Genomic DNA, 25,076 nt, shown 5'->3' on the forward strand with positions numbered 1-25,076 from the left:
GGGTGGGTCAGTGGTTTTCGTGGACAACCACCATGTCCGCGTCCAGTTCGCCGTCCGGGTAGAAGCAGGCGAACTGCTGGTCGGTGGCGGCCGGTTCCAGGACGGGCTCGAGGGTCAGGCACTTCTCCTGCTTGGCCGGCGGCAGGGCCGCAAACACGGGACAGCGGGTGGCGAAGTTGCAGCCTGCCGGCGCCTCCAACGGCGAGGGCAGGTCGCCCTGGAGGATGATCCGTTCGCGGGTGCGCTCCAGCTCCGGATCCGGTACCGGGATCGCGGAGAGCAGGGCCCGGGTATAGGGGTGGCGGGGGTTGTCGAAGACGGCGTCGACGTCTCCGATCTCCACGATCTTGCCCAGATACATGACGGCAACGCGGTTGGAGATGTGCCGGACCACGGAGAGGTCATGCGCCACCATGAGGTAGCTCAGGCCGAGTTCGGCCCGGAGCTTGTCCAGGAGGTTGATGACGCCGGCCTGCACTGACACGTCGAGGGCGGAGACGGGTTCGTCCAGGACAACCAGCCGGGGGTTCACGGCGAGGGCGCGGGCAATGCCGATGCGCTGGCGCTGGCCGCCGGAGAACTGGTTGGGGAAACGGTTGACGTGGTCCGCCTGCAGGCCCACCAGCTCCATGAGCTCCATGATCCGCTTCCGGATGGCCGGCCTGGACATGCCCAGGTTTTCCATCGGCTCGGCCAGGACCTCGTAGACGGTGAAGCGCGGATCCAGCGCCCCGGTGGGATCCTGGAACACCATCTGCAGTTCCCTGCGCATGGCACCCTTGGCCTTGGCGTCGGCGGCGTGCTTGTTGCTCAGCCCGCCGATCACCACTTCGCCGTCCTGGTCCTTGTGGAATTCCATGATTTCCAGCAGGGTGGTGGTTTTTCCGCAGCCGGACTCCCCCACGATCGAGAAGCACTCGCCCTCGCGGATATCGAAGCTCAGCCCGTCCACGGCCTTCACCGTGCCGATCCTGCGCTTGAGCAGGGCGCCCTTCATTAGGGGAAAGTGCTTCTTGACGTCCCGCAGTTCCAGGACAGTCTTGCGCTCGTGCCGCGGAAGCCGGTCAAAGCGGGATACGGGCACGGCCGGAGCGGCGAAAACGGCGTGGGCGTCGACGTCGGCGAGTGCTTCGCTCTTGATGCACGCGGCACGGTGTTCCGTGCCGGGAACCACCGTCCGCAGGTCCGGTTCGCCGTCGAGGCACGCCTCGCTGGCCAGCGGGCAACGCGGCGCGAAGGAGCAGCCAGTGGGCGGGTTGGTGAGGTTCGGGGGGATGCCCTCGATCGGGACCAGCGAGGTCTTTTCCGCGACGTCCACACGCGGTACCGCTCCGAGCAGGCCCATGGTGTAGGGCATCCGCGGGCTGTAGTAAATGTCGTCGACGCTGCCGGTTTCCACCGGCCGGCCGGCGTACATGACCATGATGTCGTCGGCCATGCCGGCGACCACGCCGAGGTCGTGCGTGATCATGACGACGGCGGCGCCGGTCTCCTCCTGCGCGGCGTGGAGCACCTCGAGGACCTGCGCCTGGATGGTGACGTCCAGCGCCGTCGTCGGCTCATCGGCGATCAGTACCCGCGGGTCGTTGGCAATCGCGATGGCGATCATGACGCGCTGGCGCATGCCGCCGGAGAACTCGTGCGGGAACGCCTTGAGCCGGTCCTTGGGGCTGGGGATGCCGACCAGGCCCAGGAGTTCGACGGCGCGGGCTTCCTTGGCCTGCTTGCTCATGGTCGGGTTGTGGACGGTCAGGGCCTCGACGATCTGGGTGCCGACCGTGTACACGGGGGTCAGGGAGGACAGCGGATCCTGGAACACCATGGCGAGGTCGTTGCCGCGGTAGTTGCACATGGCCTTGTCGCTGAGTCCCAGCAGTTCCTTGCCCTTGAGCCGGACGGAACCGCTGATTTCCGCCGTCGGTGGCAGCAGGCCCATGATCGCCATGGACGTGACCGATTTGCCGGAGCCGGACTCGCCCACGATGCCCAGCGTCTTGCCGGGCAGCACGTCGAAGTCGATGCCGCGCACCGCATGCACCACGCCGTTTTCCGTGTTGAACCGGACATTGAGGTCCCGGACGGAGAGGACCGCGTCGGTAGGAGCGTGCAGCCCGGCGACGCGGAGGCGCTCGGCGGTGCTCTGGGCGGTGTCCCGTGCGGTGGTATTGCTGGTCATTTGTTCTTCTTCTGTGTCTTGCCCGTGAGTGTCTTGCCAGTACGGGCGTTGCTCCGCTTGGCGCGGCCAACGGAGCTGGAGCTGGGGTCGAACGCGTCGCGGAGGCCATCGTTCATCATGGCCAGCGAGCCGGTCAGCAGGAACATCACGATCAGGGGAGCCCAGAACATCCACGGAAAGGTGGAGACCTGGGAGGTGGACTGGCCGATCAGCACGCCCAGGCTCACGTCCGGGACCTTGATGCCGATGCCGATGAAGGAAAACGCGACCTCGGCGAGGATGGCGCCGGTGACCCCGCGGGTGACTTCCAGGACCAGCAGGGAGCCGATGTTCGGCACGAGGTGCCGCCAGACGATCCGGCGCGGCGGGATGCCCATGTACTGGGCGGCTTTGACGAAGTCACGCTGCATGAGTGACAGCGACAGGGACCTGATCAGGCGTGCGGTGCCCATCCAGCTGAAGACAAGCAGCACGATGATGAGCAGCAGCCAGCTCGGGACGGCGTTCTTCAGGCCGTTGGCGCCGCCGCTTGTGGCCACCGCAACCACCAGCAGGGCCGGCATCATGATCAGGGCTTCGAGGATGAACAGCATGACCTTGTCCACTTTGCGGCCGAAGTACGCCATGGTGCAGCCGTAGACAGCGGCGATCAGCACGGAGACGAGGCCGACGACGACGCCGATCAGGATGGAGACCCTGGTGCCCTCGACGGTCAGGGCGTAGAGGTCGATCCCGGCCTGGGAGGTGCCCAGCAGATGCTCCGCGGAAGGCGGCACGCCGATGTTGAAAGGGTCGATGGTCTCCTTGTCCCAGCTGCTGAAGAAGCCGCCGATAAAGGACAGGAGGGTCAAGGACAGGAAGATGACCAGGCCAGCGACGGCAGTCCGGTTGCGCAGGAAGCGCCGCAGGATGATCCGCGACTTGCCGATCACGACGTCGTCGCTTTCGATCTTTCCTTCGTCGAGAACGGCGGCCGGGTCAATTGTGTTGAGGTTGGTCATGATTACTGCACCCGCACTCTCGGGTCGACGAGCGTGGTGGCGAAGTCAGCGAGGATCGCCCCGACCGCGAAGATGACGGAGCCGTAGGCGAGGGTAGCGGTGGCCGCGTTGACGTCCTGCAGGGCGATCGAGTCGATGGACCAGGACCCGACGCCGTGCCAGGCGAAGATCTTCTCAGCGAAGAAGCCGCCGGCGAAGATGGCCGGGATGGTGAACGCAATGCTCTGCGCCACGGGGATGAAGGACACCCGCAGGGCGTGGCGGCTGATGGCCTGGTTGCGCGTCAGGCCCTTGGCCCGTGCCGTCCTTACGAAGTCGGCGTTGACGTTGTCCAACAGGTACTGGCGCTGGGCGATCTGGTACGCGCCCCAGCCCACAATCGTGATGGCGAAAGTGGGCACGGCGTAATGGGCGAGCATGTCGACGACCTGGGCCCAGCCGTCGCCGTCGAGCCCCGGAGTGGAGATGCCGGTGACGAAGAAGACCCGCTCCCCGACCGATTCGTTGATGTTGATGGCGCCGAGCTGCACCAGGAAGTAGGCGATCGGGGCGGGAACGATGTACATGAGGTAGCTGTACGAGGTGATGACCCTGTCCGAGGCCTTGTACTGGCGGGCGGCGGTGTAGACGCCGAGGGCGACGCCGATCACCAGGGTCAGGATGATCGAAGCCAGGAAGAGCCGGGTTGAGATCCAGACCCGGTCGCCGAACTCGGCGTTGATGAAGGCACCGTTGGGGCTCCGCCCCCAGTCCCAGCGGGTGAGGATGGCCGTGAGCCAGTCGACGTAGCGCTCCCACGGGTTGAGCGTCGGATCCAGCCCCTTGAGCCGGAAGGAGTTGACCACCTGCTCTGGGGTGGGCCGCGGGATCCGCTCCTGCTCAAGCAGCGCCGGCTGCAGTGTGCTCACCGCCAGGAGGTAGCCGGCACTGGTGGTCAGGAAGATCATGAAGACATACGTGATGGCACGTTTGGCGAGGTATCGAAGCATGGAGCGGCTAGTTCTGGATCGCCATTGCCTGAGCGGATCCGGGCGCCAAGGCGGCGGCTGGACGAGCCGGTCCGCCTGCCGGGGTGACAAGAATATTCACAACTTCGATCCTTCCGTCGTCCCCCATACGGAAGCGGGTTCCGCCGCCGGTCCGGGATCATAGGCCAGCTGGTTTCCGGCCGCCCGCAGGCCTTACGGCTGAGTCCTGGTGGACTATGCTGCGGGTCACATTCCAGAGGAAGCTATCACATATACCGGGCCGCGCCGCGCTCCCGGCGGCCGCGACACGGCGGGTCCACTACAGATCGTTATGAATAACTCCGTGGAATGGATTTTGCCCGCGGAACCGGCAACGCCGCGCTACGGTCCGCCCACGACGCGCGTGACAAGTTCCCGCCAGGTTTCCGCGAGCCGCTCGGGCGCAATCCCGTGCACGCCGACGGAATGGAGCAGCAGTTCCGGCTCCAGCGCCGCCCCCAGGGCCGACGCCATGAGCCACGGGTCCGCCGTCACGCCGGCTTCGCGCAACAGCATCTCAAGGTGGCGCTGCCAGAGGACGGCCGGCGGTACATCGAACCTGTTGTAGGCCGAGGCATCGGCGGCCCGGGCCAGTTCCCCGAACTCCAGGGTCCAGGCAATGCGGGCGGAACCCACGGCGATCAATCGCTCCAGGGGCGGCGCGCCGGGACCCACCGGGGGCGGACCGAACATGAACCGGCCCTGGAATTCGGCCTCGGCATCACTAAGGAGGGCCATCATCAGCCCGGCACGGCTGCCGAACCGCCGGAAGATCGTCCCTTTGCCGACTCCGGCGCGCTGCGCCAGCCGGTCCATGGTGAGAGCGTCGACGCTGGATTCCTCGACGATTTCCCGGGCGGCGCAAAGGAGCAGTTCCCTGTTGCGCGCCGCGTCACGGCGCCCGGATTCTGCGGCAGGCGCGGCGGGACGCCCTCCCCCGGACTGGGCACCGGGACGGATCGGGATGAGGCTCACACCGCTGAGTCTAGCGCCTCGGAATATAACCGGACCGCAGTCCGTTTAGCATGGGTGAAGGCCCCCAAAGCCCCACGATCCGCCAGCCGCCGGAACCATCCTGCGGCGTGATGCACAGGAGTACACATGTCCAAGAAGACCATCCTCACCCTCGTCGGCAGCCTTCGCGCCGGCTCCACCAACCTGCAGCTGGCCGAGGCCATTGCGCTTAACGCCCCGGAACAGGTGGACGTGGTCATTCACGAGAGCCTGGGCAACATCCCGTTCTACAACGAGGACATTGACGTCGAAGGCCAGGTGCCCGCGGCCGCCGCCGCCCTGCGTGCCGCCGCCAACGACGCCGACACCATCCTGCTGGTTACGCCGGAACACAACGGCACCGTCCCGGCGTCGCTGAAGAACGCCATTGACTGGCTGTCCCGCCCGTTCGGCGCCGGCGCCCTGTCCGGCAAGCCCACCGCGGTTGTCGGAACCGCCTTTGGCCAGTTCGGCGGCGTTTGGGCCCAGGACGAGGCCCGCAAGGCCGTCGGCATCGCCGGCGCCCAGGTCCTCGAGAACGTCAAGCTGGCAGTCCCCGGCTCGATGGTCCGCTTCGCCGAGGTCCACCCCAAGGACGACGCCGAAGTTGTCGAGCAGATCAAGGGCGTGTTCGACGCGCTGGCCGAGGCCCCCGCCGCGGAAGCGGCCTAGGCCCTCCGCACTCCGCTCCACAACACCCCGCGAGGCCCCCGGCAGCATGCAACTGCCGGGGGCCTCGCGGGTTCCGGATTACGTGCGGTGTGCGCCGGCGCCTAGCTGAAACCAAGCGCTCGAAAACAATCGTTTCCTCCCGTGCAACATGGGTAGTATCCTAGGGACTGTGACCCACGAAACACTTGATGCCGCCGCAGCAGTACTTCCGGCCGAGGCCATTGACGCAATCGAACGTGCGGCTACGTCCGCCCACCGCCACGAGATCCTGTTCTCGGAGCGCGCAGCAAATATCAAGCAGTCCGCAGTCCGGGACGTCTTCGACATCTCGATGCGTCCCGGCCTCGTTTCCCTCGCCGGTGGAAGCCCCTACCTGCAGTCCCTGCCGCTGGAACGCCTTGGCCAGACCGCGGCGAAGCTCATCGCCGACCAGGGGATGACCGCCCTGCAGTACGGCAGCGGCCAGGGCACCGAGGAACTCCGCGCCCAGATCTGCGAGGTTATGGCAGCGGAAGGGATCCTCGACGCCGACCCCGCCAACATCGTGATTACGGCCGGTTCGCAGTCCGCGCAGGATGTGGCCACCAAGGTCTTCTGCAACCCAGGAGACGTGGTCCTCGTGGAAGATCCCACCTATGTGGGCGCCCTCAACACGTTCGAGGCCTACGAGGTGGAGGTCGAAGCCGTGCCGATGGACGGCGACGGCATCGTCCCGGACCTGCTGGAGGCGAAAATCGCCGCCCTCCAGACCGCCGGCAGAAACATCAAGTTCCTCTACACCATCCCCAGCTTCAACAACCCGTCCGGGATCACCCTTTCCGCAGAACGCCGGCAAGCGGTGGTGGATATATGCCGACGCGCGAATATCTTGGTGCTGGAGGACAACCCCTACGGACTGCTCCGCTTCGACGGCAAGCCGCTCACTCCCTTGCGGGCAGCCAACCCGGACGACGTCATCTACATGGGCTCCTTTTCCAAGATCTTCGCCCCGGGGCTGCGGATCGGCTGGGCCCTCGTTCCGGCCCACCTGCAACGCCGGTATTACCTGGCATCAGAGGCCGTCACGTTGTGCCCGCCGACCCTGAACCAGATGCTGGTATCGGCCTATCTGCGCGATTACGACTGGCGCGGCCAGATCGAGACGTACCGCGGGCTGTACAAGGAACGCTGCGAGGCAATGCTCGCCGCTCTGGCCGAATACATGCCGGACGGACTGAGCTGGACCCAACCCGACGGCGGCTTCTTCGTGTGGGTTACGCTGCCCGAAGGCGTGGACACCTACCCGCTGCTAAAGAAGGCCATCGACGCCGGCGTCGTCTTCATCCCGGGAGCGGCCTTCACACCGTCGGACGACCCGTCGAACAAGATCCGGCTGGCGTTCAGCGCGGTGCCGCCCGAATCGATCCGTGAGGGCGTGCGGCGGCTCGCGCCGGTCCTGCGGGACGCGTTGGCCGCACTGTAGCGTGAACACGGCAGGGTTCGCTGGGGCTCGTTAAACAGCACTAGTCGTTAAGCCGCAGGGCCCATCGAACAGGCACATTGAACAGCATTACTCGTTGAAAGAGGAGCAGTCCATGACCGGAATTATCGTTGTCGGCGTCGACGGCAGTGAAACTGCCCTGCGGGCGGCGCACACCGCGCGCGACCTCGCAGTTTCCATGGGGGCGACACTTCATGTGGTCAGCGCCTTTGACAGCGACAGGACCCAGGTCTTCGGCAGCGGCAGTGACGAGTGGATCATTTCCGACGCCGGCAACGCGGAGAAGGTCGCGCGGACGGTGGCGGACGGCCTGCGCCGCCCGGACACCACCGTCACCCATGCCGCCGCCCGGGGCAAGCCCGCCGAGGCCCTGATCCGGGAAGCCGAACGGACCGGCGCCCGGATGATCGTGGTCGGCAACCGCCGCATGAGCGGGATCGGCCGGGTCTTGGGGAGCGTTGCGAACAGCGTGGCCCACAACGCCCCCTGCGACGTCTACATCGCCAAGACCGACGCCGACTAAGGCGCTACCGCTTCTCTGGCACAGCGGCTGGCTCTGCGGACTGGAGCATCCGGCGCAGGATTTTCCCTGAGGCGGACTTCGGCACGGCCTCGATGAATTCGACCCGGCGGATCTTCTTGAACGGCGCCACCTTGGCCGCCACGAAGTCCATGACGCCCGCCATATCCAGGGCATCGCCGTCCGCGCCGGGCTGGCGGACCACGAACGCCTTGGGCACTTCCTGGCCGTCGGCGTCGAGGGATCCGATCACCGCTGAGTCCGCGATGCCGGGGTGCGTGAGAAGCAGCGCCTCCAGCTCCGCCGGGGCGATCTGGTAGCCGTTGTACTTGATCAGTTCCTTGAGCCGGTCCACGATCGTCACAACCCCGTCCGCCCGCACCGTGGCGATGTCCCCGGTGCGCAAGAAGCCGTCCGCGTCCAGGGTGTCTGCGGTTTCCTGTGGCCGGTTGAGATAGCCGAGCATCACGTTTGGCCCGCGGCACAACAGGTGCCCCGGCGCGCTGGTTCCTTTTGCGGGAACGGGGATGTCCTCCCCCGTGGCCGGGTCCACGAGGCGGCACTGCATGTTCGGCACCGTGTAGCCCACAGAGCTGACGGGGACGCCGCGGCCGTCGCGCGGGATGAGGTGCGATACCGGGCTCATCTCGGTCATGCCATAGCCCTGCAGAACCCGGCAGCCGAGCCGTTCGGCCAGGCGGGTGCCGAGCTCACCGTCCAGCGGCGCCGCGCCGGAGAGGGTGGTGTGCACCGAGCCGAGGTCGTACTCGGCCACCAGCGGGTGCTTGGACAGCGCCACAGCCACGGGAGGTGCGATGAACAGGTAGCTGCACCGGTGCTCCTGGATGATCCGCAGGAACTCGGGCAGATCGAACCTGGGCATCGTGACGAGCCTGGCCCGCTGGCGCAGGGCGAGGTTCAGCAGCACGGTCAGCCCGTAGATGTGGAAAAAAGGGAGCAGCGCCAGGAGCCGGTCCTCGGGTCCGACGCCGAGCAGCCCCCTGGACTGTTCCACGTTGGCGATCAGATTTCGATGGCTGAGCATGACACCCTTCGGCCGGCCCGTGGTGCCGGACGAATAAGGCAACACGGCCACATGCGTGGCCGGATCGAACGAGACGCGGGGCGCCGGCGCGCCCATGGCGAGCAAGTCACCCAGCGAGGGGTGGCCGTCGGCGCCGTCGAGCACCACGAGCCGCGACGCCGGGATCCCGGTCCTTAGGGCGGCCTCCCGGGCGGCCGGCAGCAGCGCCGAGACGGTGAAGAGCCAGCCGGCGCCGGCGTCGGTGAGCTGGTTGGCGATCTCGTCCGCCGTGTACAGCGAGTTGATGGTAGTGACCGTGGCGCCTGCCCGGAGCAGACCGTGGAAGACGGCCGCAAAGGCGGGAACGTTGGGGCACAGGATGGCTGCCACCCCGTGGACGCCGAGACCTTGGGCGGCCACGGCACCGGCGAGGGCATCGATCTGCCCACGGAGCTCCCGGTAAGTGGTTTCCGCACCGCTGGCGCCGTCGACGACGGCGACCCGGTCCAGGTCCTCCTCTGCCAGAGCGCCGAAGAGGTAGTCGTAAATGCCGAGATTGGGAACATCGACGTCGGGGTACGGGCTTGAAAACACGCAACATCTCCTTTGATCCGCGTCCGCCCGGGCTGTCGGCGGCTGGTGTCACTCTAATGCCGGGGCGCATCTCCGGGGCGCGACGGCGCGGACTTGACCGTGTATCGAACTTGATCAGGATCACCCCCTCCCGTGGGCAGCCTCACCGTCCAGTGAGCCTCCCGGAAGGGACCGGCTCGATAAAATGGGAAGTGCCCTGCGATGGTGCGGACAGCCGAGAACCCACCTACCCAAGGGAACCCCATGATCACTCTTCAGCGCCGCCAGCTGGTTGGCCACGACATCCTGCTGGCCCGGCACGGCAACCACATCAGCGCCATGCGCGTGGACCGCAGTGCCGGCCGTGTTGTTGCGTTCCTGGACGACGGATCAACAGACAGCGCCCCCAACTTGATTGCCCCGGGCCTGCGTATGCCCGACACCTTGCGCAGCGTGCTCCGTGAGGACTGGAAGTTCCTCACCGGGATCAGCGCGTGCAGCGTGGTGCTCGCGGGCCTGATGTTTGCCGCCTCGGCCGCCGTCGCAGGCATGAGCGGCGATCCCGCGCTGATTCAGATGCTGACGGCGTACTCGGGAAACTGAGCCGCCCGGGCAGACCGGCCTGATACTGACGTAACCCCGCCGCTGAATGCCTCAGCGGCGGGGTTCTTTGTTTGCCTCTTGGCCGCGGCCCGGGTCGAACGCTCCGTCCCAGTTGCCGGCCCGCGGGACGTCGCGGCGGCCGGGGAACCCGCGGTATCCCGCGGGTGCAGGGCTGCGGGAACCGAAGTAACTGGGCAGGAGCGCAGCGGGCTGCGGTCCGCGGGCCGGGTCAGTCCAGCAGCAGTGCCGGCTCTTCCAGGATGGCGGCGACGTCGGCCATGAAACGGGCCGAAAGGTCACCGTCCACCACCCTGTGGTCGAAGGAGCCGCCGAGGGTGGTGATCCAGCGCGGAATGACTTCGCCGTCCAGGACCCAGGGCTTTTGCTTGATAGTGCCGAACGCCACGATCGCGACCTCGCCCGGGTTGATGATCGGCGTGCCGGTGTCGATCCCGAGGGCGCCGATGTTGGTCACGGTGAGCGTGCCGCCTCGCATCTGTGCGGGCTGGGTCTTGCCTGCCCGCGCCGTGGTGGCGAGCTCGTTCAGGGCCAGGGCCAACTGCTTGAGCGAGAGGTCCTGGGCGTTCTTGATGTTCGGCACCATCAGTCCGCGGGGGGTGGCGGCCGCGATGCCCAAGTTCATGAAGTGCTTGACGTGGATCTCCGCGGAATCGCTGCCGTCCGGGTTGTCCACCCACGTCGCGTTGACACTCGGGTTTCGCGCCGCGGCCCAAATGACCGCCTTGGCCAGGATCAGCAGCGGGGAGACCTTGATGCCTTCGAAGTCGCGCGAGGCCTTCAGGCGCTTGACGAATTCCATGGTGCGGCTGGCGTCGACGTCGACAAAGATGCTGACGTGCGGCGCCGCGAACGCCGATTCGACCATGGCTTTCGCGGTGGCCTTGCGGACCCCCTTGACCGGGATCCGCTCGATCCGCTGGTCCTGCGGGCGGCCGGACTTGCCCCAGAACGAGTCAGCCTTGTCCACCTCGGCGTCACGCTGGGCCTGGTAGCTCACCAGGTCCTCGCGGGTCACCTCACCGCGGGCGCCGGTGGGCACAACGTCGGCCAGGTTGATCCCGAGGTCCCGGGCGATCTTGCGGACCGGCGGCTTGGCCAGCACCTTGCCGACCAGGCCGCTGATGGCACCGCCCAACGTGGGGCGCGGGTCAACGGTGTCGGCCGGCCCGGCGGTTTCGGCAGCCGGGCGGCCGGCGGCGTCCGGGCTGATCCGGATGTCGTGGGCCTCGACCGGTTCGAACACCGGGGCGGCAGCGCCGGGGCCGGCCGCGGCTGCCGGGGTTTCGTTGCCAGCGGCCGAGGTGGCGGCGGGGGCGGAAATCCTCCGGCGGCGCTTGACGGCGTCGGCCTTGGGACCGGAGCCCACAAGCGGGCCGCCCGCCGGGCGCCCGGCTGCTTCGCCGGCGTCGGACGTGTCAGCCTGCAGCGTGCCGTACATGGGCGCCGCGGCGGCCGGCTCCGGGGCGGGGGATGCCGGGGCGGCAGGTGCCGGCGTGGCCGGCCCCGGGGCGGCGACGGCGTCACTCACGCTGATGATCGGCGTGCCGACATCCACCGTGACTCCCTCGGGAACCAGCAGCTCCGTGACGGTCCCCGCGAAGGGCGAGGGCAGTTCCACCAGGGACTTGGCCGTCTCGATCTCGCACAGGACGTCGTTGATGGCCACGGTGTCGCCGGGCTTGACCTTCCAGGCGACGATTTCTGCCTCCGTCAGCCCCTCGCCGACGTCGGGAAGGTTGAACTTGTTGAGCGTCATGGGTCCTCGTCAGTACGCCAGGGCGCGGTCCAGCGCCTCAAGGATGCGGTCGATGTCCGGCAGGTAGTCTTCTTCGACCTTGGCCACGGGATAGGGCATGTGGAATCCCCCGACGCGGATGACAGGAGCCTCCAGCGAATGGAACGCCCGTTCGCTGATCCGGGCGGCAATTTCGCCGCCGATCCCGCCGAAGGTGGGGGCCTCGTGGGCCACGATCAGCCGGCCGGTCTTCTGGACCGATGCCGTGACGGTGTCGAAATCGATCGGCGAGATGGAGCGGAGGTCGATCACCTCGACGCTGTGGCCGTCCTCGGCGGCGGCCTCCGCCGCTGCCAGGGCCACGGGCACCAGCGGCCCGTAGACGACGACGGTAGCGTCGGTTCCCTCGCGGAGCACGTGCGCCTTGAAAGGGTCCGCGGACGCGCCGGGGGTCTCGGTGTCGACCTCGCCCTTGAGCCAGTAGCGGCGTTTGGGCTCGAAAACGATGACGGGATCCTGGCAGTCGACGGCCTGCTGGATCATCCAGTAGGCATCGTGCGGATTGGACGGCGTGATGATGCGCAGTCCGGCCGTGTGGGCGAACAGCGCCTCCGGCGATTCGGAGTGGTGCTCGATCGAGCCGATGCCGCCGCCGTACGGGATGCGGATGACGACGGGAACGGTCAGGTTGCCGTTGCTGCGGGAGTGCATCTTGGCCAGCTGGGTGGTGATCTGGTTGAACCCAGGGAACACGAAGCCGTCGAACTGGATCTCGCAGACCGGCTGGTAGCCGCGCAGGGAGAGGCCGATCGCGGTGCCGATGATGCCGGATTCGGCCAGCGGGGTATCCACAACACGGTCGGCGCCGAACTCTGCGATCAGACCGTCGGTGACCCGGTAGACGCCGCCGAGGGCCCCGATGTCCTCGCCCATCAGCAGCGAGCGGGGGTTCTTGTTCAACGTGGCCCGCAGCCCCTCGTTGATGGCTTTCGCAATGGTCATGGTGGTCATTACTGGGCCGCCCTGTCTGTCTGCTCAGCCTGTGCCGGATCTGATGTTGCCTGTGCGGTTTCGGCGTCGGCGAACCCTGCGCTGTATTCCTCGAACCAGGCCAGTTCCTCGGCCACCAGCGGATGGGCCTCCACATAAGTGTTGGCGAAGGCAGTCCGGATGTCCGGGGTTTCGAGGTCGTAGGTGGTTTTGCGGACATAGGCTGCGAGCTCGTCGCCGTCGGCCTTGACCTGCTCGAAGAAGGTGTCGTCCGCGAGGCCCTCGGCCCGGAGATACTTCTCCAGCCGCGCCAGCGGGTCCTTGGCCCGCCACAGGCCCTCTTCGGCGGATCCACGGTACTTGGTGGGGTCGTCGGCCGTGGTGTGCGCCCCGACCCGGTAGGTGAACGCCTCGATCAGCACCGGACCGTTGCCTTCGCGGGCCTGCTCCAACGCCCACTCGGTGACGGCGTGGACGGCGATCACGTCGTTGCCGTCCACCCGGATGCCGGGGAAACCGTAGCCCTTGGCGCGGTTGGCGAGCGGGATGCGGGTCTGCACGGAGCTCGGCACGGAGATCGCCCAGTGGTTGTTCTGGCAGAAGAAGACCACGGGCGCCTGGTAGGACGAGGCGAACACCATGGATTCATGGACGTCCCCTTCGGAGCTGGCGCCGTCGCCGAAGTACACCATGACGGCAGCGTTGGGCTCCACGGCCTGTCCCGCTTCCGCGCTGGCGGCGTTGGCGGCCGCCAGCTTCTGGTCCCGCTGGATGCCCATGGCGTAACCGACGGCGTGCGGAGTCTGAGCGGCCAGGACCAGCGTGTAGAGGTGGAAGTTCGTGTCCTTCGGGTTCCAGCCGCCGTTGGAGACGCCGCGGAACTGACGCAGCAGCTCGGCCAGGTCCACGTTCCGCGTCAGGGCCACGCCGTGCTCGCGGTAGGTCGGGAAGATGTAGTCCTGCGGCTGGCTGGCCCGGCCGGAGCCGATCTGGGCGGCTTCCTGGCCCGTGAGCGGGACCCACAGGGCCAGCTGGCCCTGCCGCTGCAGTGCGGTGGCTTCCACGTCGAAGCGGCGGATCTTGGCCATGTCCGCGTAGAAGCCGCGCAGCGTGTCCGGATCCAGCTTCTCGGCGTACTTTGAGAAAACCGGGTCCGAGCCCAGAGTGCCGTCAGGGCCCAGCAACTGCACCATCGGCTCGGCTGGGGCGCCCAGTTGGGCCTCGGCCTCCGCCTCGAGCTGGTCATCCATCTCGGTTCCGTCGAACTCGGTAGAGGGCAGATGTGTGGCGCCCATACCGTCTCCTTGCTTGCCGCATCCGAATGCGCCGCAATCGCTGGGATATATGCCGGATACGGAATACATTCCGCGTCCGGCATATATTTTGGCTTACTGGTCCTTACTGTATCCGCACGGGGCGGACTGAACGTGCCGTGTTAAGCGCTAGGAACGCCGTGGCGGTTTTGTATAGATCGCACAGAGCTCCAGGAACCGGGTGTTGGCTTCCGGTTCGCCGATGCTGACTCGGACGCCCTCGTTGCCGAAGGCGCGCACGGACAATGCCCGCTCGGCCGCCAGGGCGGCGAATTCCGCGCTGTTTGCGCCCAGATTGAGCCAGACAAAGTTACCTTGGGCCTCCGGAACGAACCATCCGAGCTCCTGCAGTCCGGCCGTGACTCGGTCCCGTTCGTCCACCAGGCTTTGTACCCTTTCTACAACGTCAGCAAAGTGCTCGATCGACGTCACGGCAGCCGTTTCCGCGATTTGGGACACCGCGAAGGGTGTGGCGGCGACCCGCAGGTGCTGCGTGAGGTCGGGCCGGGAGACGCTGTAGCCCACGCGGAGTCCGGCGAGGCCGTGCGCTTTCGAGAACGTCCGCAGGACGACGACGTTGGGGTACTTGCGGTACATGGCGATGCCGTCCACAGCCTCGCCGGCGCGCACGAATTCCTGGTAGGCCTCGTCGATGACCACTACGACGTCGGCCGGAACGGCCTTGATGAAGCGCTCCGTTTCCTCGGTGGTCAGGATGGGCCCGGTCGGGTTGTTGGGTGTGCACAGCAGGATCATCCGGGTCCGCGCGGTCACTGCGGCAGCCATGGCGTCCAGGTCATGCCGCCCGTCGGCCGTCAGCGGGATCCGGACGCTCTCGGCGCCGGCCAGTCCGACGCAGATCGGGTAGGCCTCGAACGAGCGCCAGGCGTAGATGACTTCGTCGGCCTTGCCGTCGTCGTTCTGGCCGGCGAAGGTGGTCAGCAGCTGGTTCAGTGCGCCCAGGCTGCCGGCACCAGTGACGATGTCCTCGGCGGGAACATCCAGGAAGCGGGCGAGCGATTCGCGCAGCTTGCTGCTGAGCGGATCGGGGTAGCGGTTGAAGTCGGTCTGCGCCGCGATGGCCTGCTGCACTGCAGGGATCGGGGGCAACGGGTTTTCGTTGGAGGACAGCTTGTAGCTGACCAGGCCTTCCACGGGGACGGGCGGCTTTCCGGCCGCGTAGCGGGGGAGGAGGTCTACCACCGGACGGGGCCTGATGCCCCCGGCCGGGTTCTCTGATGAAGTCATGCCAACTAGCCTACTTCGGGTCGCTGCCGCTGTTGGGGGATGGCCGCTGCCGCAAGGGGGAATATGGTCCCTGCCGCTGTCCGCGGGCGTATGACAGCATGGGGCCATGCGCTCATTCATCGTACGAGTCATCATCAACGGGCTGGCCCTGGCAATCGCCTGCTGGATCCTCACCGGGCTGGATATTTCCACCCAGAGTGACGGCACCATCAGCATCGTCCTGGGCTACCTGTTCATCGGTCTGATCTTCGGCCTGGTCAATGCGTTCGTCAAGCCGATCGTCAGCCTTCTGTCGCTGCCGATCACCATCCTCACCCTGGGCTTGTTCACGGTGGTCATCAACGCGGCGATGCTCTGCCTGACGTCCTGGATCAGCAGCTACACCACTGTGCACTTCACCATCGACTCGTTCTTCTGGACCGCGGTGTTCGCCGCCATCATCATCAGCCTGGTGTCCCTCGTGGCGAGCTTCCTTCCCGCCCTCGACCGCTAGAAGCTCCCGGGCCGTGCCGCGGTCCAGGAGCCGCGGGCGGTCCCGGCGCTGCTGGCGTTCCCCGCGGTGCCGGCCGGTCCTCGCGCCGGAGCGAGAACCGGGTCACCGTCGCGGCCCCACCGGTTCCCACCACTGCGGCCAGCGCAGCTGTGGAGTCCTGCAGCGTGTTGTCCCGGCTCGCCGAGACGAGCGCGGCACCCTCCGCGTAATTCTCCAGCCGGTGCCCCGGACCCAGGCCAAAGTCCTGCAGCGGCGCCACGGCCAGCGGGTTGGTGAGGGTCACGGTCACCCGGTCCCTGGTGTCCGGGTTGGCCAGTCCGTCCGCTCCCGGCACCCAGTCCTGCTCGTGTTCCAGGTGCAGGCTGCGGATCCCCGGTCCCGGGCTGATACCGCCAACCGGCGAGCCCGCGGTCAGCACGAATTTCAGATCGTACTCGGCCAGGACAGCCCGGTCCTTGCTGAGGTTCATCGCGTGGATCCCGCCCTGGCTGTAGCCAACAGCCACGAGCTGATCGCCGGCCTCGGCTCCGGCCTGCTGCAAAGCCTGCCGGATAGCGCCTGCCGTCCATGCCGAGTCGTAGCCCAGTGCTTCGGCGATTCCGGCGGGGTCAAAGGGGTTGGTGCCTTCCGGCAGGCCGCCCTGTTGGGTTCCGGGGATGATCACCACCCACGCGGGCCGGGTCCCGCCGTCGACCTCGATGACCTCGATCCGGCCACCTTGCTCCCCCACTGCTCCGGCCCGCCGCAACAGCCCCGCCGGTGAGAGGTCGACGTCGGCCGAAAACGTCTCCCGGCCCACGATGCTGACAGGCCGGGGCTTGAGGAACGCGAGTCCCGGCGCGTCCGCGGCGTCCCGGACCAGGCGGCGGATGTCAGTGGGCCCGCTCAGGGCTCCGGCGACGGCGGCCAGGGGCCCGGGCAGGCCAAGCAGCACGGCGAGATTCCGGGGCGCCATGGCGATCCAGTCTTCAACGATGCCGCGCACCCCCGGCAGGGCGAAGGGCTCCGGCGCTGCGCCGTACTCGGAGCGGTGAAGCCCCATCCGCAGCAGCAGGGCATTCCGGGCTTCGGCATATTCGTACTCGCGGTGGCTGGCGCGGACGTCGTCGCCGATGCGCTGAAGTTGTGACCGAACGCGGCCGATGTCCCGGCCGGCCTCCCCCACGGCGATGATGGCGTCGCTGCCGCTGGTGTAGGAATCGAACTGATAGGGGAAGAGTGCGCGCCGGGCGGCGTCGGCCTCCACTTCAACCGATTGCAACTGCCGGACCACTCCGTCCAGCGCGGCAGCACCGGCCAGCAACTCCTCAAACTGGAAGCTCACCCCGCCGATTCCGCCCCGGATTCGCAGGCTGCCGTCGGCCGGCGGCGCCGAAACCCCGGGGGTGCCGCCGGAGCCTGCCGGAGTCACCTCCGCCATCAGGGGCCCATCCGGTCCGCGGGCCGCGCCACGTTCCGGGCGTGCCGGAGCACCACGGCAACAGCATCGAGCAGGGAGTCCCGGCTTCGGCGCAGCGCGGCCGCGTGCAGGGACAATGCCAACCGGTAAGCGCGGCCGGCCGGTGACTGCCACGTCTGCAGCTCAAGTCGGGCGAGGGCGGAGAGCACCGCATCCGCCTCATCGGCGCACCTCGCAACGCGCCCAGCGAGCTGCTGGACTTCATAACTGCGCGAAGCGCACTCGAGGGCATCGGCGGCCGTCACGCCAAAAACAGCCACGCTGGCTGCCGCTCCGGGCGCCATCCCACTGCCCTGCGACATCCAACTACTCTGCGCCATCCCACTGCCCTGCGACATCCAACTACTCTGCGACATCCAACTACTCATGAACCGACGCTAACGGGCAGCCAGGACCGACCAAAGAGCGCCGCCGGGCTATGTGGACAACGCCCCGGACGCCGTCCCGTACGGGCCGGGCAAAGTCACACGGCGATGTCATAAGGACAGGTGCGCTTAAGGCCCGGTGGCACTTCGTGAAAGAATCGGCACATGCCTGAAACTGCCGCCACAGCTGATACCCGCACGCCGTCCGGACGCCTGGCCCTCGCCGCGTCCGACCACCAGATCGCGCTCGGTCCGCTGGATGGCCGCTACCAGTCCGCCGTCGCGCCGCTGGTGGACTACCTTTCCGAAGCGGCCCTAAACCGCGACCGCGTGGCGGTGGAGGTTGAGTGGCTGATCCACCTCACCGGCAACAGCGTCCTGCCCGGGGCCGGCCCGCTCACTGCGGAACAGCAGCAGCAACTGCGCGCGATTGTCACGGAGTTCGACGCCGGTTCCGTCACCGAACTGGCCGAGATCGAGGCGGTGACCGTGCACGACGTCAAGGCTGTCGAGTATTACATCGGCCGCCGCCTGCCCGGCATCGGGATCGACAACCTGACCGCCATGGTGCACTTCGGCTGCACGTCCGAAGACATCAACAACCTCTCCTACGCCCTGGGCGTCAAGGGGGCCGTGGAGGACGTGTGGCTGCCCGCGGCCCGCGCCCTCGTTGCCCAGATCAGCGCCATGGCCGAGGACAACCGCGCGGTGCCGATGCTCTCCCGCACCCACGGCCAGCCGGCCACGCCCACCACGCTGGGCAAGGAACTGGCCGTCATTGCGCACCGGCTCAACCGGCAGCTGGACCGGATTGCCCGGACCGAATACCTCGGCAAGATCAACGGCGCCACCGGCACCTACGCCGCCCACGTTGCCTCCGTCCCGGGCGCCGACTGGGAGCACGTCTCCAAGGGCTTCGTCGAAGGCCTCGGCCTGACCTGGAACCCGCTCACCACCCAAATCGAAAGCCACGACTGGCAAGCCGAACTGTATGCCGACGTCGCGCGTTTCAACCGCATCCTGCACAACGTCTGCACCGACATCTGGAGCTACATCTCGATCGGCTACTTCGTCCAGATCCCGGTGGCAGGCGCCACCGGCTCCTCGACCATGCCGCACAAGGTGAACCCGATCCGTTTCGAGAACGCCGAGGCCAACCTCGAGATCTCCTCCGGCCTGCTGGACGTGCTGGGCTCCACCCTGGTCACCTCCCGCTGGCAGCGCGACCTCACCGACTCCTCCTCGCAGCGCAACATCGGCGTGGCGTTCGGCCACTCGCTGCTCGCCATCTCGAACGTCGCCAAGGGCCTGGACCGGCTCAAGGTTGCCGAGGACGTGCTGGCCGCTGACCTGGACACAAACTGGGAAGTCCTCGGCGAGGCCATCCAGATGGTCATGCGCGCCGAGGCCATCGCCGGCGTCGAAGGCATGGAGAACCCGTACGAGCGGCTCAAGGACCTGACCCGCGGACAGCGCGTGGACGCCGCCCGGATGCAGGAATTCGTGCAGGGCCTCGGCCTCTCCCCCGACGCCGAAGCCCGGCTGCTGGCCCTGACCCCGGGCAAGTACACGGGCATCGCGGACCAGCTGGTGGACCACCTCAAATGAGGCTCCTGCTCATCCGGCACGGCCAGACGCCCGGGAACGTCCTCGGCCAGCTGGACACCGCCCACCCTGGGCCCGGGCTGACCGAGCTCGGGGAGCGGCAGGCTGAGGCCTTGTCCCGCGCCCTGGCGAACGAGCGGATCCATGCCCTCTACGCTTCCACCCTGATCCGGACGCAGATCACGGCCGGACCCCTCGCCCGGGTGCATGGGCTGGAAACCGAGGTGCTGCAGGGCATTCACGAGATCGAAGCCGGGGCACTGGAGAAGCTGACGGACCACGAATCGCACAAGCGGTATATGGGCACCATTTTTTCCTGGGCGGACGGCGACCTGGACCGCCGGATGCCCGCCGGTCCCAGCGGCCGGGATTTCTTCGAGCGCTACGACGCCGCGATGGCCAATGTAGCGGCACGGGTCAACGGAGCGGGAAGCACAGGGTCCGTAGCCGTGGTCAGCCACGGCGCAGCCATCCGGGTATGGGCCGGCCTGCGGGCGGGCAACATCGGACCGGACTTTGCCATCAGGCACGTGCTGGACAATACCGGAATCGTTGCGCTGGAGGGCGATCCTGACAGCGGCTGGGAGCTCATCCACTGGGACGACAGCCCAGTGGGCGGCCTGGCGCTGGCGGACCCGACGGCGGAGGATCCCACCGGCCGTCCGGCGTAGTAGGCGGTCCGACCCCGGCGCGGCGTACCCTGATTGCCGGGACTGGACTGCCCACCGGAACGCGGCGATGATGAAAACAGGCGTGGGTGCAGGATGGTCGGCCGCGACATGCGGTTGATCCGCGCAATGGAGGCGCAGGGTCATGTCAGGCAAATCGGTACACCCGGGGCATGCGCCCGGCGGCGTCTTCCCCGGCATCGATGAACAGTTCCTCGCGGCGTACTACGAGCACACTGCGCCCGAGGACCTGCAAGGCTACAGTCCCGAAAATTTGGAGCAGAGGGCCAGGCGACATGCTGCGCTGGCGGACAGCCGCCGGGCAGGCTACGCGGCCGTCGACGTCCTGAACGAAAGGGATGCCAGCGTCCTCCTGGTGGTTGCCGACGCCATTCCGCACCTGCTCCATTCGCTCACTGCGGAGCTGGCCCGCCAAAACGAGTCAATCCGATTACTGGTGCATCCCAATTTTCTGGTCCGGCGGGATCCGTCGACGGACCGGTTGCTGGAAGTACGGCATGGGTTATCGCAGTCCGGGCCGGCGGGCCGAATCGCCGGCATCCCGGGCGCCGCGGCGACCGGCACCGCCCAGGACCCGCCGGGCTGGAGATCCGAAACCTGGGTGGCGGCGGAGATAGGCCGACTGCCGGGGTCGCATGCCATCGCGGAGCTCACCGACAGCGTGCGGCGTGTCCTGGCGGACGTCCAGTTGGTCGCTGATGACAGCTCCGCCATCCACGCCAGCCTCGCCCGCGCCATCAACTCCCTGGACCGGCTGCCCGCCGGCATGGTTCCAACTCCGGAGCAGCTCGGTGAGCTCTTGGGCTGGCTGGACCGCGGCAATTTCATGTTCCTGGGATACAGCGAATATGAATACTCGACGGAGGGCCCGGATGTTGTGTCGTTGCGGCCCGGCGCGGGGCTGGGCCTACTCAGGGACGGGCGGCCGGAGGCCCGCCAGCCCGTCACGGGGCTGCCCCATCCGCAGGTCCTCACCATCTCCATTTCGGATCTGAGATCGTCCGTCCCCCGCCCGGCTTACCTGGATGAAATCCTCATCGGGACCTTTGGCAGCGCCGGGACGGCCACGGGAGAAGTCAGGTTTGTTGGCCTCTTCACCCCGGGCGCCACGGGCCGGTCCGTGCGGCGCATCCCGGTCATCCGGGACAAGGTACGCGCCGTCCAGGAGCGCTTCGGCTTCACCGGGGCCTCCCACCCTGGCAAGCAGCTTCTGACCGTCCTCGAGTCCTTCCCCTTGGACGAGCTGTTCCACCGGGACCTCGATGAACTTTCCGGGCTTGCCCGTGAGATCCTGCTCCTGCAGGCCCACCATCAGACACGGGTATTCCTGCACGCTGACAGTTACGGGCGCTTCATGACCGCCTTGGTGTTCCTCCCCCGGCACAGGTACAGCACGGCCATCCGTCTTCGGATTGAACACGAGCTTAAACAGGCTTTCAGGTCCTCCTCGCTCGAGTTCGAAGTCAGGCTTAGTGAATCCCCGATGGCCCGCGTGTTCTTCCGGATATTGCTGCCAGCCGGCGGGATGCCCGACGTCGATCCCGCTGCAGTGGAGCGGAGCATTATCAGCGCGACGCGAACCTGGGCCGAGGGCCTGGACGAAGCGCTCCGTGACGGGTTGCCGTCCGCGGAGGCCACCCGGTTGTCGGCCCTGTGGTCGGCCGCCTTCCCGGCCAGCTACCGGGCTGATTTCGAAGTCGAGGACGCGGTTGAGGACATCAGACGGTTTGAGGAGTTCGATCTCGACGGCATGGGCGGGCGGCCGCTGAACGATCCGCAGCTTTCCGTATATGTCCGCGCCGATGCCTCCCCGACGCTGGCCGAAGACGCACGGATCCGGCTTTACCTAACCAAGGCCCATAGCCTGACGCGGATCCTGCCGTTTTTCCACAACCTCGGGTTGGAGGTGCTGAATCAACGGCCCTTCGATGTGATGCGCGGGAGCGACGGGCCTCTGTTCCTTTATGACCTTGGTGTCCGGTACCCAGCCGGCGTGGATCCGGGCCGGACCAGCGGGCTGCTGGGGGATGCCTTCGGAGCAGCAATGCGTGGGGACTCGGAATCGGACCGCTTTGACGGCCTCGTACTCCGGGAGGGCATCGAATGGCGCCAGGCGGCCATCCTGCGCAGCTATGCCAAGTACCTGCAGCAATTGGGCACAACGACCTCCTACGGCTTTATGGCCGACACCCTGCTGGTCAATGTCAGGGCAACCCACGCGCTCCTGGCACTGTTCCGGGCCAAGTTCGATCCCGAGTTGGAGGCGCCAAGCCGGTTCGGGGACACCGAGGCGGCCCGAAGGGATCTGCTGGACGCGATCGACGACATTCCCGTCCTCGACGCCGACCGACTGCTGCGCACCTTCATGAACCTGGTGGAATCCACGCTCCGCACAAACTACTTCCAGGGGAGGCCCCACCTGAGCTTCAAGCTGAAGCCTTCCGCCATCTCGGGTGCGCCGTTTCCCCGTCCAAAATACGAAATCTGGGTGTACTCGCCCCGCGTGGAAGGCGTCCACCTGCGCTTCGGGGCACTGGCCAGGGGCGGGCTGCGCTGGTCCGACAGAAGCGAGGATTTCCGTACCGAGGTCCTTGGCCTGGTCAAGGCGCAGAACGTGAAGAACTCGGTGATCGTGCCCACCGGCGCCAAGGGCGGTTTTTATCCCAAGCAGTTGCCGGACCCCTCCTTGTACCGCGACGCCTGGCTGACGGAGGGCCTGGAGTGCTACCGGATCTTCGTCCGCGGGCTGCTGGACGTAACCGACAACCTGGTCACCACCGCGCACGGCGAAACAGTGGTGCCTCCGGCGCGCGTGGTGCGGCACGACGACGACGACTATTACCTCGTGGTGGCGGCGGACAAGGGAACGGCGTCATTTTCCGACGCCGCGAATGCGGTGGCCGAGGAGTACGACTTCTGGCTGGGCGATGCCTTCGCGTCCGGCGGGACCGTGGGCTATGACCATAAGCAGATGGGCATCACGGCCCGCGGGGCCTGGGAATCGGTGAAACACCATTTCCGCGAACTCGGCATGGACTGCCAGGAAGAGGACTTCACCGTTACCGGCATCGGCGATATGGGCGGCGACGTCTTTGGGAACGGGATGCTCCTCTCCCGTCACATCCGACTGGTGGCGGCTTTCGATCACCGGCACATCTTCCTCGACCCGGCGCCGGATGCGGGGGCTTCGTTCGAGGAACGGCGGCGGCTCTTTGCCCTCCCCCGCTCATCCTGGGCGGAATACGATCCAGCGCTGATCAGCGAGGGCGGTGGTGTCCACTCCCGCCGGGCCAAGTCCATCAGCATTACTGAACAGGTCAGGAGCTCTCTCGGCCTGGACCCGGGTACCGTGTCGCTGCCACCCCACGCACTGCTTCAGGCCATCCTCCGGGCGCCCGTGGACCTTCTGTACAACGGCGGCATCGGAACTTACGTCAAGGCCTCGTCGGAGGGCAACGCGGACGTTAGCGACAAGGCGAACGACCCCGTCCGGGTCAACGGCAATGAGGTGCGGGCGAAGATCGTCGCCGAGGGCGGGAACCTGGGAATCACGCAGCTCGGCCGGATTGAGGCCGCCCTGTCCGGCGTCCTGCTGAATACCGATGCAATCGACAACTCAGCGGGCGTGGACTGCTCGGATCATGAGGTGAACATCAAGATCTTCGTGGACCGGATGATCGCGGCGGGAAAGATGGCGTCGCCGGAACGCACCGGCTTCCTGCATTCCATCACGGACGAGGTGGCCCGTCTTGTCCTAGCCAACAACGCGGACCAGAATGTCCTGCTCTTCAACGACCGGCAACTGGTGCGGGAGTGGAGCCCGGGCTTCGAACGGACCATGGATTGGCTCGAGAACGCCACCGACCTTGACCGCAGGCTGGAGGGCCTGCCAAGCAACGAACAACTCCGGGAACGGCTGCGGTCAGGTGAGGGCCTGACCGCGCCGGAACTGTCGGTGCTGGCCGCCTACGCCAAGATCGAACTGGCAGGGGAGCTCAACTCCAGCGACCTTGCCGACGACCCGTGGTTCCGGCGCGTCCTCCGCGGCTATTTCCCGCGCCAGCTGTCCGAACGCTTTGAAGCAGAGTTGGAGGCCCATCCGCTGCGCCGCCAGATCGTTTGCACAGTCGTGGCCAACGACATGGTCAACCTTGGCGGAATCACGTTCGCTTTCCGCGCCATCGAGGAAACCACTGCGACGGCCGCCGGTGTAGCCAGGGCCTTTGTGGTGGCGCGGGAAGCCTACGACCTGCCGTGGATCGTCAACCGGCTGGCCGCACTGCCCGCCGGATATCCCAACGAACACGTCGCCGAAGCGACCCTGCACATGCGCAGGGTCCTCGACCGGGCAACGCGGTGGTACGTGACTCACGACCATCGCGACCAGCCGGTGGACACGGCCTTGGGCAGGATCCAGCCCACAATGGAACTGCTGCGGACCCGCACAGTGGACTACCTCCGCGGCTCGGACCTGGACCGCGTGCAAGAGACGCTCGGGCACTGGGACGCCGTCGGGATGCCCCGTGAGCTGGGCCTGCGCGCCTCGGACCTGTTGGAGAGTTTCGGGCTGCTGGACATCTCCGTAATCTCCGAACAGGTGCGCGAACCGATCGCGACCATCGCCGACGTGTACTACGCGGTGTTCCAGCGAATCGGCGCCGCGAACCTGCTGCTCAGCATCACCGACCTGCCGCGGCAGAGCCGCTGGGACGCCCTCGCGCGGGCCGCCCTGCGCGATGATGTGTATTCCGCCGTGGCGGACATGACTGTCTCGGTGATGGAGACCACCCAGGGCCATAGTGCCGCAGACGCCGGCACGTCCGATGCCGTGGAGCGCATCGTGGTGTGGGAACGCGGCCACCAGGAGCAGCTGGTACGTATCAAGGACACCTTCGCGGAAGTCACCAAACCGGGCCAGGTGGATATCGCCTCGATCTCTGTGGCGTTGAAGCTCCTGAGGACAATGGTGCGCCGATAGACTGTGGCCTTCGCCAGGTCCACCCGGAAGTCGAGTTGGAAGCCGCAACTGCACTGCCATCCATCCATCCATCCACAGTTCTCCCGACGCTTACCGGCATGAAACACACCCGAAACGGCTGGTGCCTAGCC

The 25,076-nt window shown here is 67.0% G+C and carries 19 protein-coding genes; 8 read left to right on the forward strand and 11 right to left on the reverse strand.

From position 1 onward, the window contains the following. Nucleotides 1-7: 7 nt before the first annotated feature. The 4 genes from BLQ10_RS08110 to BLQ10_RS08125 form a co-directional block, all read right to left on the reverse strand. On the reverse strand, nucleotides 8-2,176 hold the full coding sequence (locus BLQ10_RS08110; protein ID WP_091560538.1) for a dipeptide ABC transporter ATP-binding protein: 2,169 nt from the start codon (nucleotides 2,174-2,176) through the stop codon (nucleotides 8-10). Further along, a complete protein-coding gene (locus BLQ10_RS08115) occupies nucleotides 2,173-3,177 on the reverse strand; it encodes an ABC transporter permease (RefSeq protein ID WP_091560541.1) in 1,005 nt (334 codons plus the stop codon). Before BLQ10_RS08115 ends, BLQ10_RS08110 begins: the two co-directional genes overlap by 4 nt. A gap of 2 nt (nucleotides 3,178-3,179) precedes the next feature. Next, nucleotides 3,180-4,166 carry an ABC transporter permease gene (locus tag BLQ10_RS08120; RefSeq protein ID WP_091560544.1) on the reverse strand — a complete coding sequence of 329 codons (987 nt, stop codon included), beginning with the start codon at nucleotides 4,164-4,166 and terminating at the stop codon, nucleotides 3,180-3,182. Nucleotides 4,167-4,526: 360 nt separating this feature from the next. Further along, nucleotides 4,527-5,159 carry a TetR/AcrR family transcriptional regulator gene (locus BLQ10_RS08125; protein ID WP_217635801.1) on the reverse strand — a complete coding sequence of 211 codons (633 nt, stop codon included), beginning with the start codon at nucleotides 5,157-5,159 and terminating at the stop codon, nucleotides 4,527-4,529. Nucleotides 5,160-5,285: 126 nt separating this feature from the next. Between BLQ10_RS08125 and BLQ10_RS08130 the strand changes: the two genes are divergently transcribed. From BLQ10_RS08130 to BLQ10_RS08140, 3 genes are all read left to right on the forward strand, one after another. Beyond that, entirely contained in the window at nucleotides 5,286-5,849 is a 564-nt protein-coding gene (locus tag BLQ10_RS08130) for an NAD(P)H-dependent oxidoreductase (RefSeq protein WP_091560546.1), read from the forward strand. Between the two features lie 169 nt (nucleotides 5,850-6,018). Further along, entirely contained in the window at nucleotides 6,019-7,311 is a 1,293-nt protein-coding gene (locus tag BLQ10_RS08135; RefSeq protein ID WP_091560548.1) for an aminotransferase-like domain-containing protein, read from the forward strand. Between the two features lie 112 nt (nucleotides 7,312-7,423). After that, the gene (locus BLQ10_RS08140; RefSeq protein ID WP_091560550.1) at nucleotides 7,424-7,852 is read left to right on the forward strand and encodes a universal stress protein; all 429 of its coding nucleotides are present in this window, start codon (nucleotides 7,424-7,426) and stop codon (nucleotides 7,850-7,852) included. Nucleotides 7,853-7,856: 4 nt separating this feature from the next. Here BLQ10_RS08140 and BLQ10_RS08145 read toward each other — a convergent pair whose 3' ends face one another. Then, the gene (locus BLQ10_RS08145; RefSeq protein WP_091560553.1) at nucleotides 7,857-9,467 is read right to left on the reverse strand and encodes an AMP-binding protein; all 1,611 of its coding nucleotides are present in this window, start codon (nucleotides 9,465-9,467) and stop codon (nucleotides 7,857-7,859) included. A 243-nt stretch (nucleotides 9,468-9,710) separates the two neighbouring features. Here BLQ10_RS08145 and BLQ10_RS08150 point away from each other — a divergent pair, with 243 nt between their 5' ends. Further along, complete coding sequence (locus tag BLQ10_RS08150; RefSeq protein ID WP_091560555.1) at nucleotides 9,711-10,049, forward strand: hypothetical protein; 339 nt, start codon at nucleotides 9,711-9,713, stop codon at nucleotides 10,047-10,049. Between the two features lie 229 nt (nucleotides 10,050-10,278). Here BLQ10_RS08150 and BLQ10_RS08155 read toward each other — a convergent pair whose 3' ends face one another. The 4 genes from BLQ10_RS08155 to BLQ10_RS08170 form a co-directional block, all read right to left on the reverse strand. After that, a complete protein-coding gene (locus BLQ10_RS08155; protein ID WP_091560558.1) occupies nucleotides 10,279-11,826 on the reverse strand; it encodes a dihydrolipoamide acetyltransferase family protein in 1,548 nt (515 codons plus the stop codon). A 9-nt stretch (nucleotides 11,827-11,835) separates the two neighbouring features. After that, a complete protein-coding gene (locus BLQ10_RS08160; protein ID WP_091560560.1) occupies nucleotides 11,836-12,816 on the reverse strand; it encodes an alpha-ketoacid dehydrogenase subunit beta in 981 nt (326 codons plus the stop codon). After that, nucleotides 12,816-14,090 carry a thiamine pyrophosphate-dependent dehydrogenase E1 component subunit alpha gene (locus BLQ10_RS08165; RefSeq protein WP_091560562.1) on the reverse strand — a complete coding sequence of 425 codons (1,275 nt, stop codon included), beginning with the start codon at nucleotides 14,088-14,090 and terminating at the stop codon, nucleotides 12,816-12,818. The genes BLQ10_RS08160 and BLQ10_RS08165 overlap by 1 nt, the downstream gene beginning before the upstream one ends. 147 nt (nucleotides 14,091-14,237) lie before the next feature. Then, nucleotides 14,238-15,356 (reverse strand): histidinol-phosphate transaminase, encoded by a 1,119-nt coding sequence (locus tag BLQ10_RS08170; protein ID WP_175558526.1) that lies wholly within the window; start codon nucleotides 15,354-15,356, stop codon nucleotides 14,238-14,240. Between the two features lie 106 nt (nucleotides 15,357-15,462). Between BLQ10_RS08170 and BLQ10_RS08175 the strand changes: the two genes are divergently transcribed. Continuing rightward, nucleotides 15,463-15,849: a phage holin family protein gene (locus tag BLQ10_RS08175; protein WP_091560566.1), complete on the forward strand. Its 387-nt coding sequence runs from the start codon at nucleotides 15,463-15,465 to the stop codon at nucleotides 15,847-15,849. Here BLQ10_RS08175 and BLQ10_RS08180 read toward each other — a convergent pair. Together BLQ10_RS08180 and BLQ10_RS08185 are read right to left on the reverse strand one after the other, a co-directional pair. Next, on the reverse strand, nucleotides 15,800-17,269 hold the full coding sequence (locus BLQ10_RS08180) for an alpha/beta hydrolase family protein (RefSeq protein ID WP_175558527.1): 1,470 nt from the start codon (nucleotides 17,267-17,269) through the stop codon (nucleotides 15,800-15,802). The genes BLQ10_RS08175 and BLQ10_RS08180 overlap by 50 nt on opposite strands. After that, nucleotides 17,269-17,610, reverse strand: coding sequence for a hypothetical protein (locus tag BLQ10_RS08185; protein ID WP_254785470.1), 342 nt, complete (start codon nucleotides 17,608-17,610; stop codon nucleotides 17,269-17,271). Before BLQ10_RS08185 ends, BLQ10_RS08180 begins: the two co-directional genes overlap by 1 nt. A gap of 228 nt (nucleotides 17,611-17,838) precedes the next feature. On the opposite strand from BLQ10_RS08185, the gene purB reads away from it, so the two are divergent. The 3 genes from purB (at nucleotide 17,839) to BLQ10_RS08200 (ending at nucleotide 24,945) form a co-directional block, all read left to right on the forward strand. After that, nucleotides 17,839-19,281 (forward strand): adenylosuccinate lyase, encoded by a 1,443-nt coding sequence (gene purB, locus BLQ10_RS08190; RefSeq protein WP_091560568.1) that lies wholly within the window; start codon nucleotides 17,839-17,841, stop codon nucleotides 19,279-19,281. Next, nucleotides 19,278-19,949: a histidine phosphatase family protein gene (locus BLQ10_RS08195; protein ID WP_091560571.1), complete on the forward strand. Its 672-nt coding sequence runs from the start codon at nucleotides 19,278-19,280 to the stop codon at nucleotides 19,947-19,949. Before purB ends, BLQ10_RS08195 begins: the two co-directional genes overlap by 4 nt. Before the next feature lie 142 nt (nucleotides 19,950-20,091). Continuing rightward, nucleotides 20,092-24,945, forward strand: coding sequence for an NAD-glutamate dehydrogenase (locus BLQ10_RS08200; protein WP_091560574.1), 4,854 nt, complete (start codon nucleotides 20,092-20,094; stop codon nucleotides 24,943-24,945). Nucleotides 24,946-25,076 lie beyond the last annotated feature (131 nt).

It is taken from the genome of Arthrobacter sp. ok362, assembly GCF_900102785.1.
Taxonomy (GTDB): Bacteria; Actinomycetota; Actinomycetes; order Actinomycetales; family Micrococcaceae; genus Arthrobacter.

What these genes read in the sequence shown, in the direction of transcription:
- BLQ10_RS08110 (WP_091560538.1), bottom strand. Translation starts at nt 2,176, where the DNA reads ATGACCAGCAATACCACCGCACGGGACACCGCCCAGAGCACCGCCGAG.
- BLQ10_RS08115 (WP_091560541.1), bottom strand. Translation starts at nt 3,177, where the DNA reads ATGACCAACCTCAACACAATTGACCCGGCCGCCGTTCTCGACGAAGGA.
- BLQ10_RS08120 (WP_091560544.1), bottom strand. Translation starts at nt 4,166, where the DNA reads ATGCTTCGATACCTCGCCAAACGTGCCATCACGTATGTCTTCATGATC.
- BLQ10_RS08130 (WP_091560546.1), top strand. Translation starts at nt 5,286, where the DNA reads ATGTCCAAGAAGACCATCCTCACCCTCGTCGGCAGCCTTCGCGCCGGC.
- BLQ10_RS08140 (WP_091560550.1), top strand. Translation starts at nt 7,424, where the DNA reads ATGACCGGAATTATCGTTGTCGGCGTCGACGGCAGTGAAACTGCCCTG.
- BLQ10_RS08150 (WP_091560555.1), top strand. Translation starts at nt 9,711, where the DNA reads ATGATCACTCTTCAGCGCCGCCAGCTGGTTGGCCACGACATCCTGCTG.
- BLQ10_RS08155 (WP_091560558.1), bottom strand. Translation starts at nt 11,826, where the DNA reads ATGACGCTCAACAAGTTCAACCTTCCCGACGTCGGCGAGGGGCTGACG.
- BLQ10_RS08160 (WP_091560560.1), bottom strand. Translation starts at nt 12,816, where the DNA reads ATGACCACCATGACCATTGCGAAAGCCATCAACGAGGGGCTGCGGGCC.
- BLQ10_RS08165 (WP_091560562.1), bottom strand. Translation starts at nt 14,090, where the DNA reads ATGGGCGCCACACATCTGCCCTCTACCGAGTTCGACGGAACCGAGATG.
- BLQ10_RS08170 (WP_175558526.1), bottom strand. Translation starts at nt 15,356, where the DNA reads ATGACTTCATCAGAGAACCCGGCCGGGGGCATCAGGCCCCGTCCGGTG.
- BLQ10_RS08175 (WP_091560566.1), top strand. Translation starts at nt 15,463, where the DNA reads ATGCGCTCATTCATCGTACGAGTCATCATCAACGGGCTGGCCCTGGCA.
- BLQ10_RS08180 (WP_175558527.1), bottom strand. Translation starts at nt 17,269, where the DNA reads ATGGCGGAGGTGACTCCGGCAGGCTCCGGCGGCACCCCCGGGGTTTCG.
- BLQ10_RS08185 (WP_254785470.1), bottom strand. Translation starts at nt 17,610, where the DNA reads ATGTCGCAGGGCAGTGGGATGGCGCCCGGAGCGGCAGCCAGCGTGGCT.
- purB (WP_091560568.1), top strand. Translation starts at nt 17,839, where the DNA reads ATGCCTGAAACTGCCGCCACAGCTGATACCCGCACGCCGTCCGGACGC.
- BLQ10_RS08195 (WP_091560571.1), top strand. Translation starts at nt 19,278, where the DNA reads ATGAGGCTCCTGCTCATCCGGCACGGCCAGACGCCCGGGAACGTCCTC.
- BLQ10_RS08200 (WP_091560574.1), top strand. Translation starts at nt 20,092, where the DNA reads ATGTCAGGCAAATCGGTACACCCGGGGCATGCGCCCGGCGGCGTCTTC.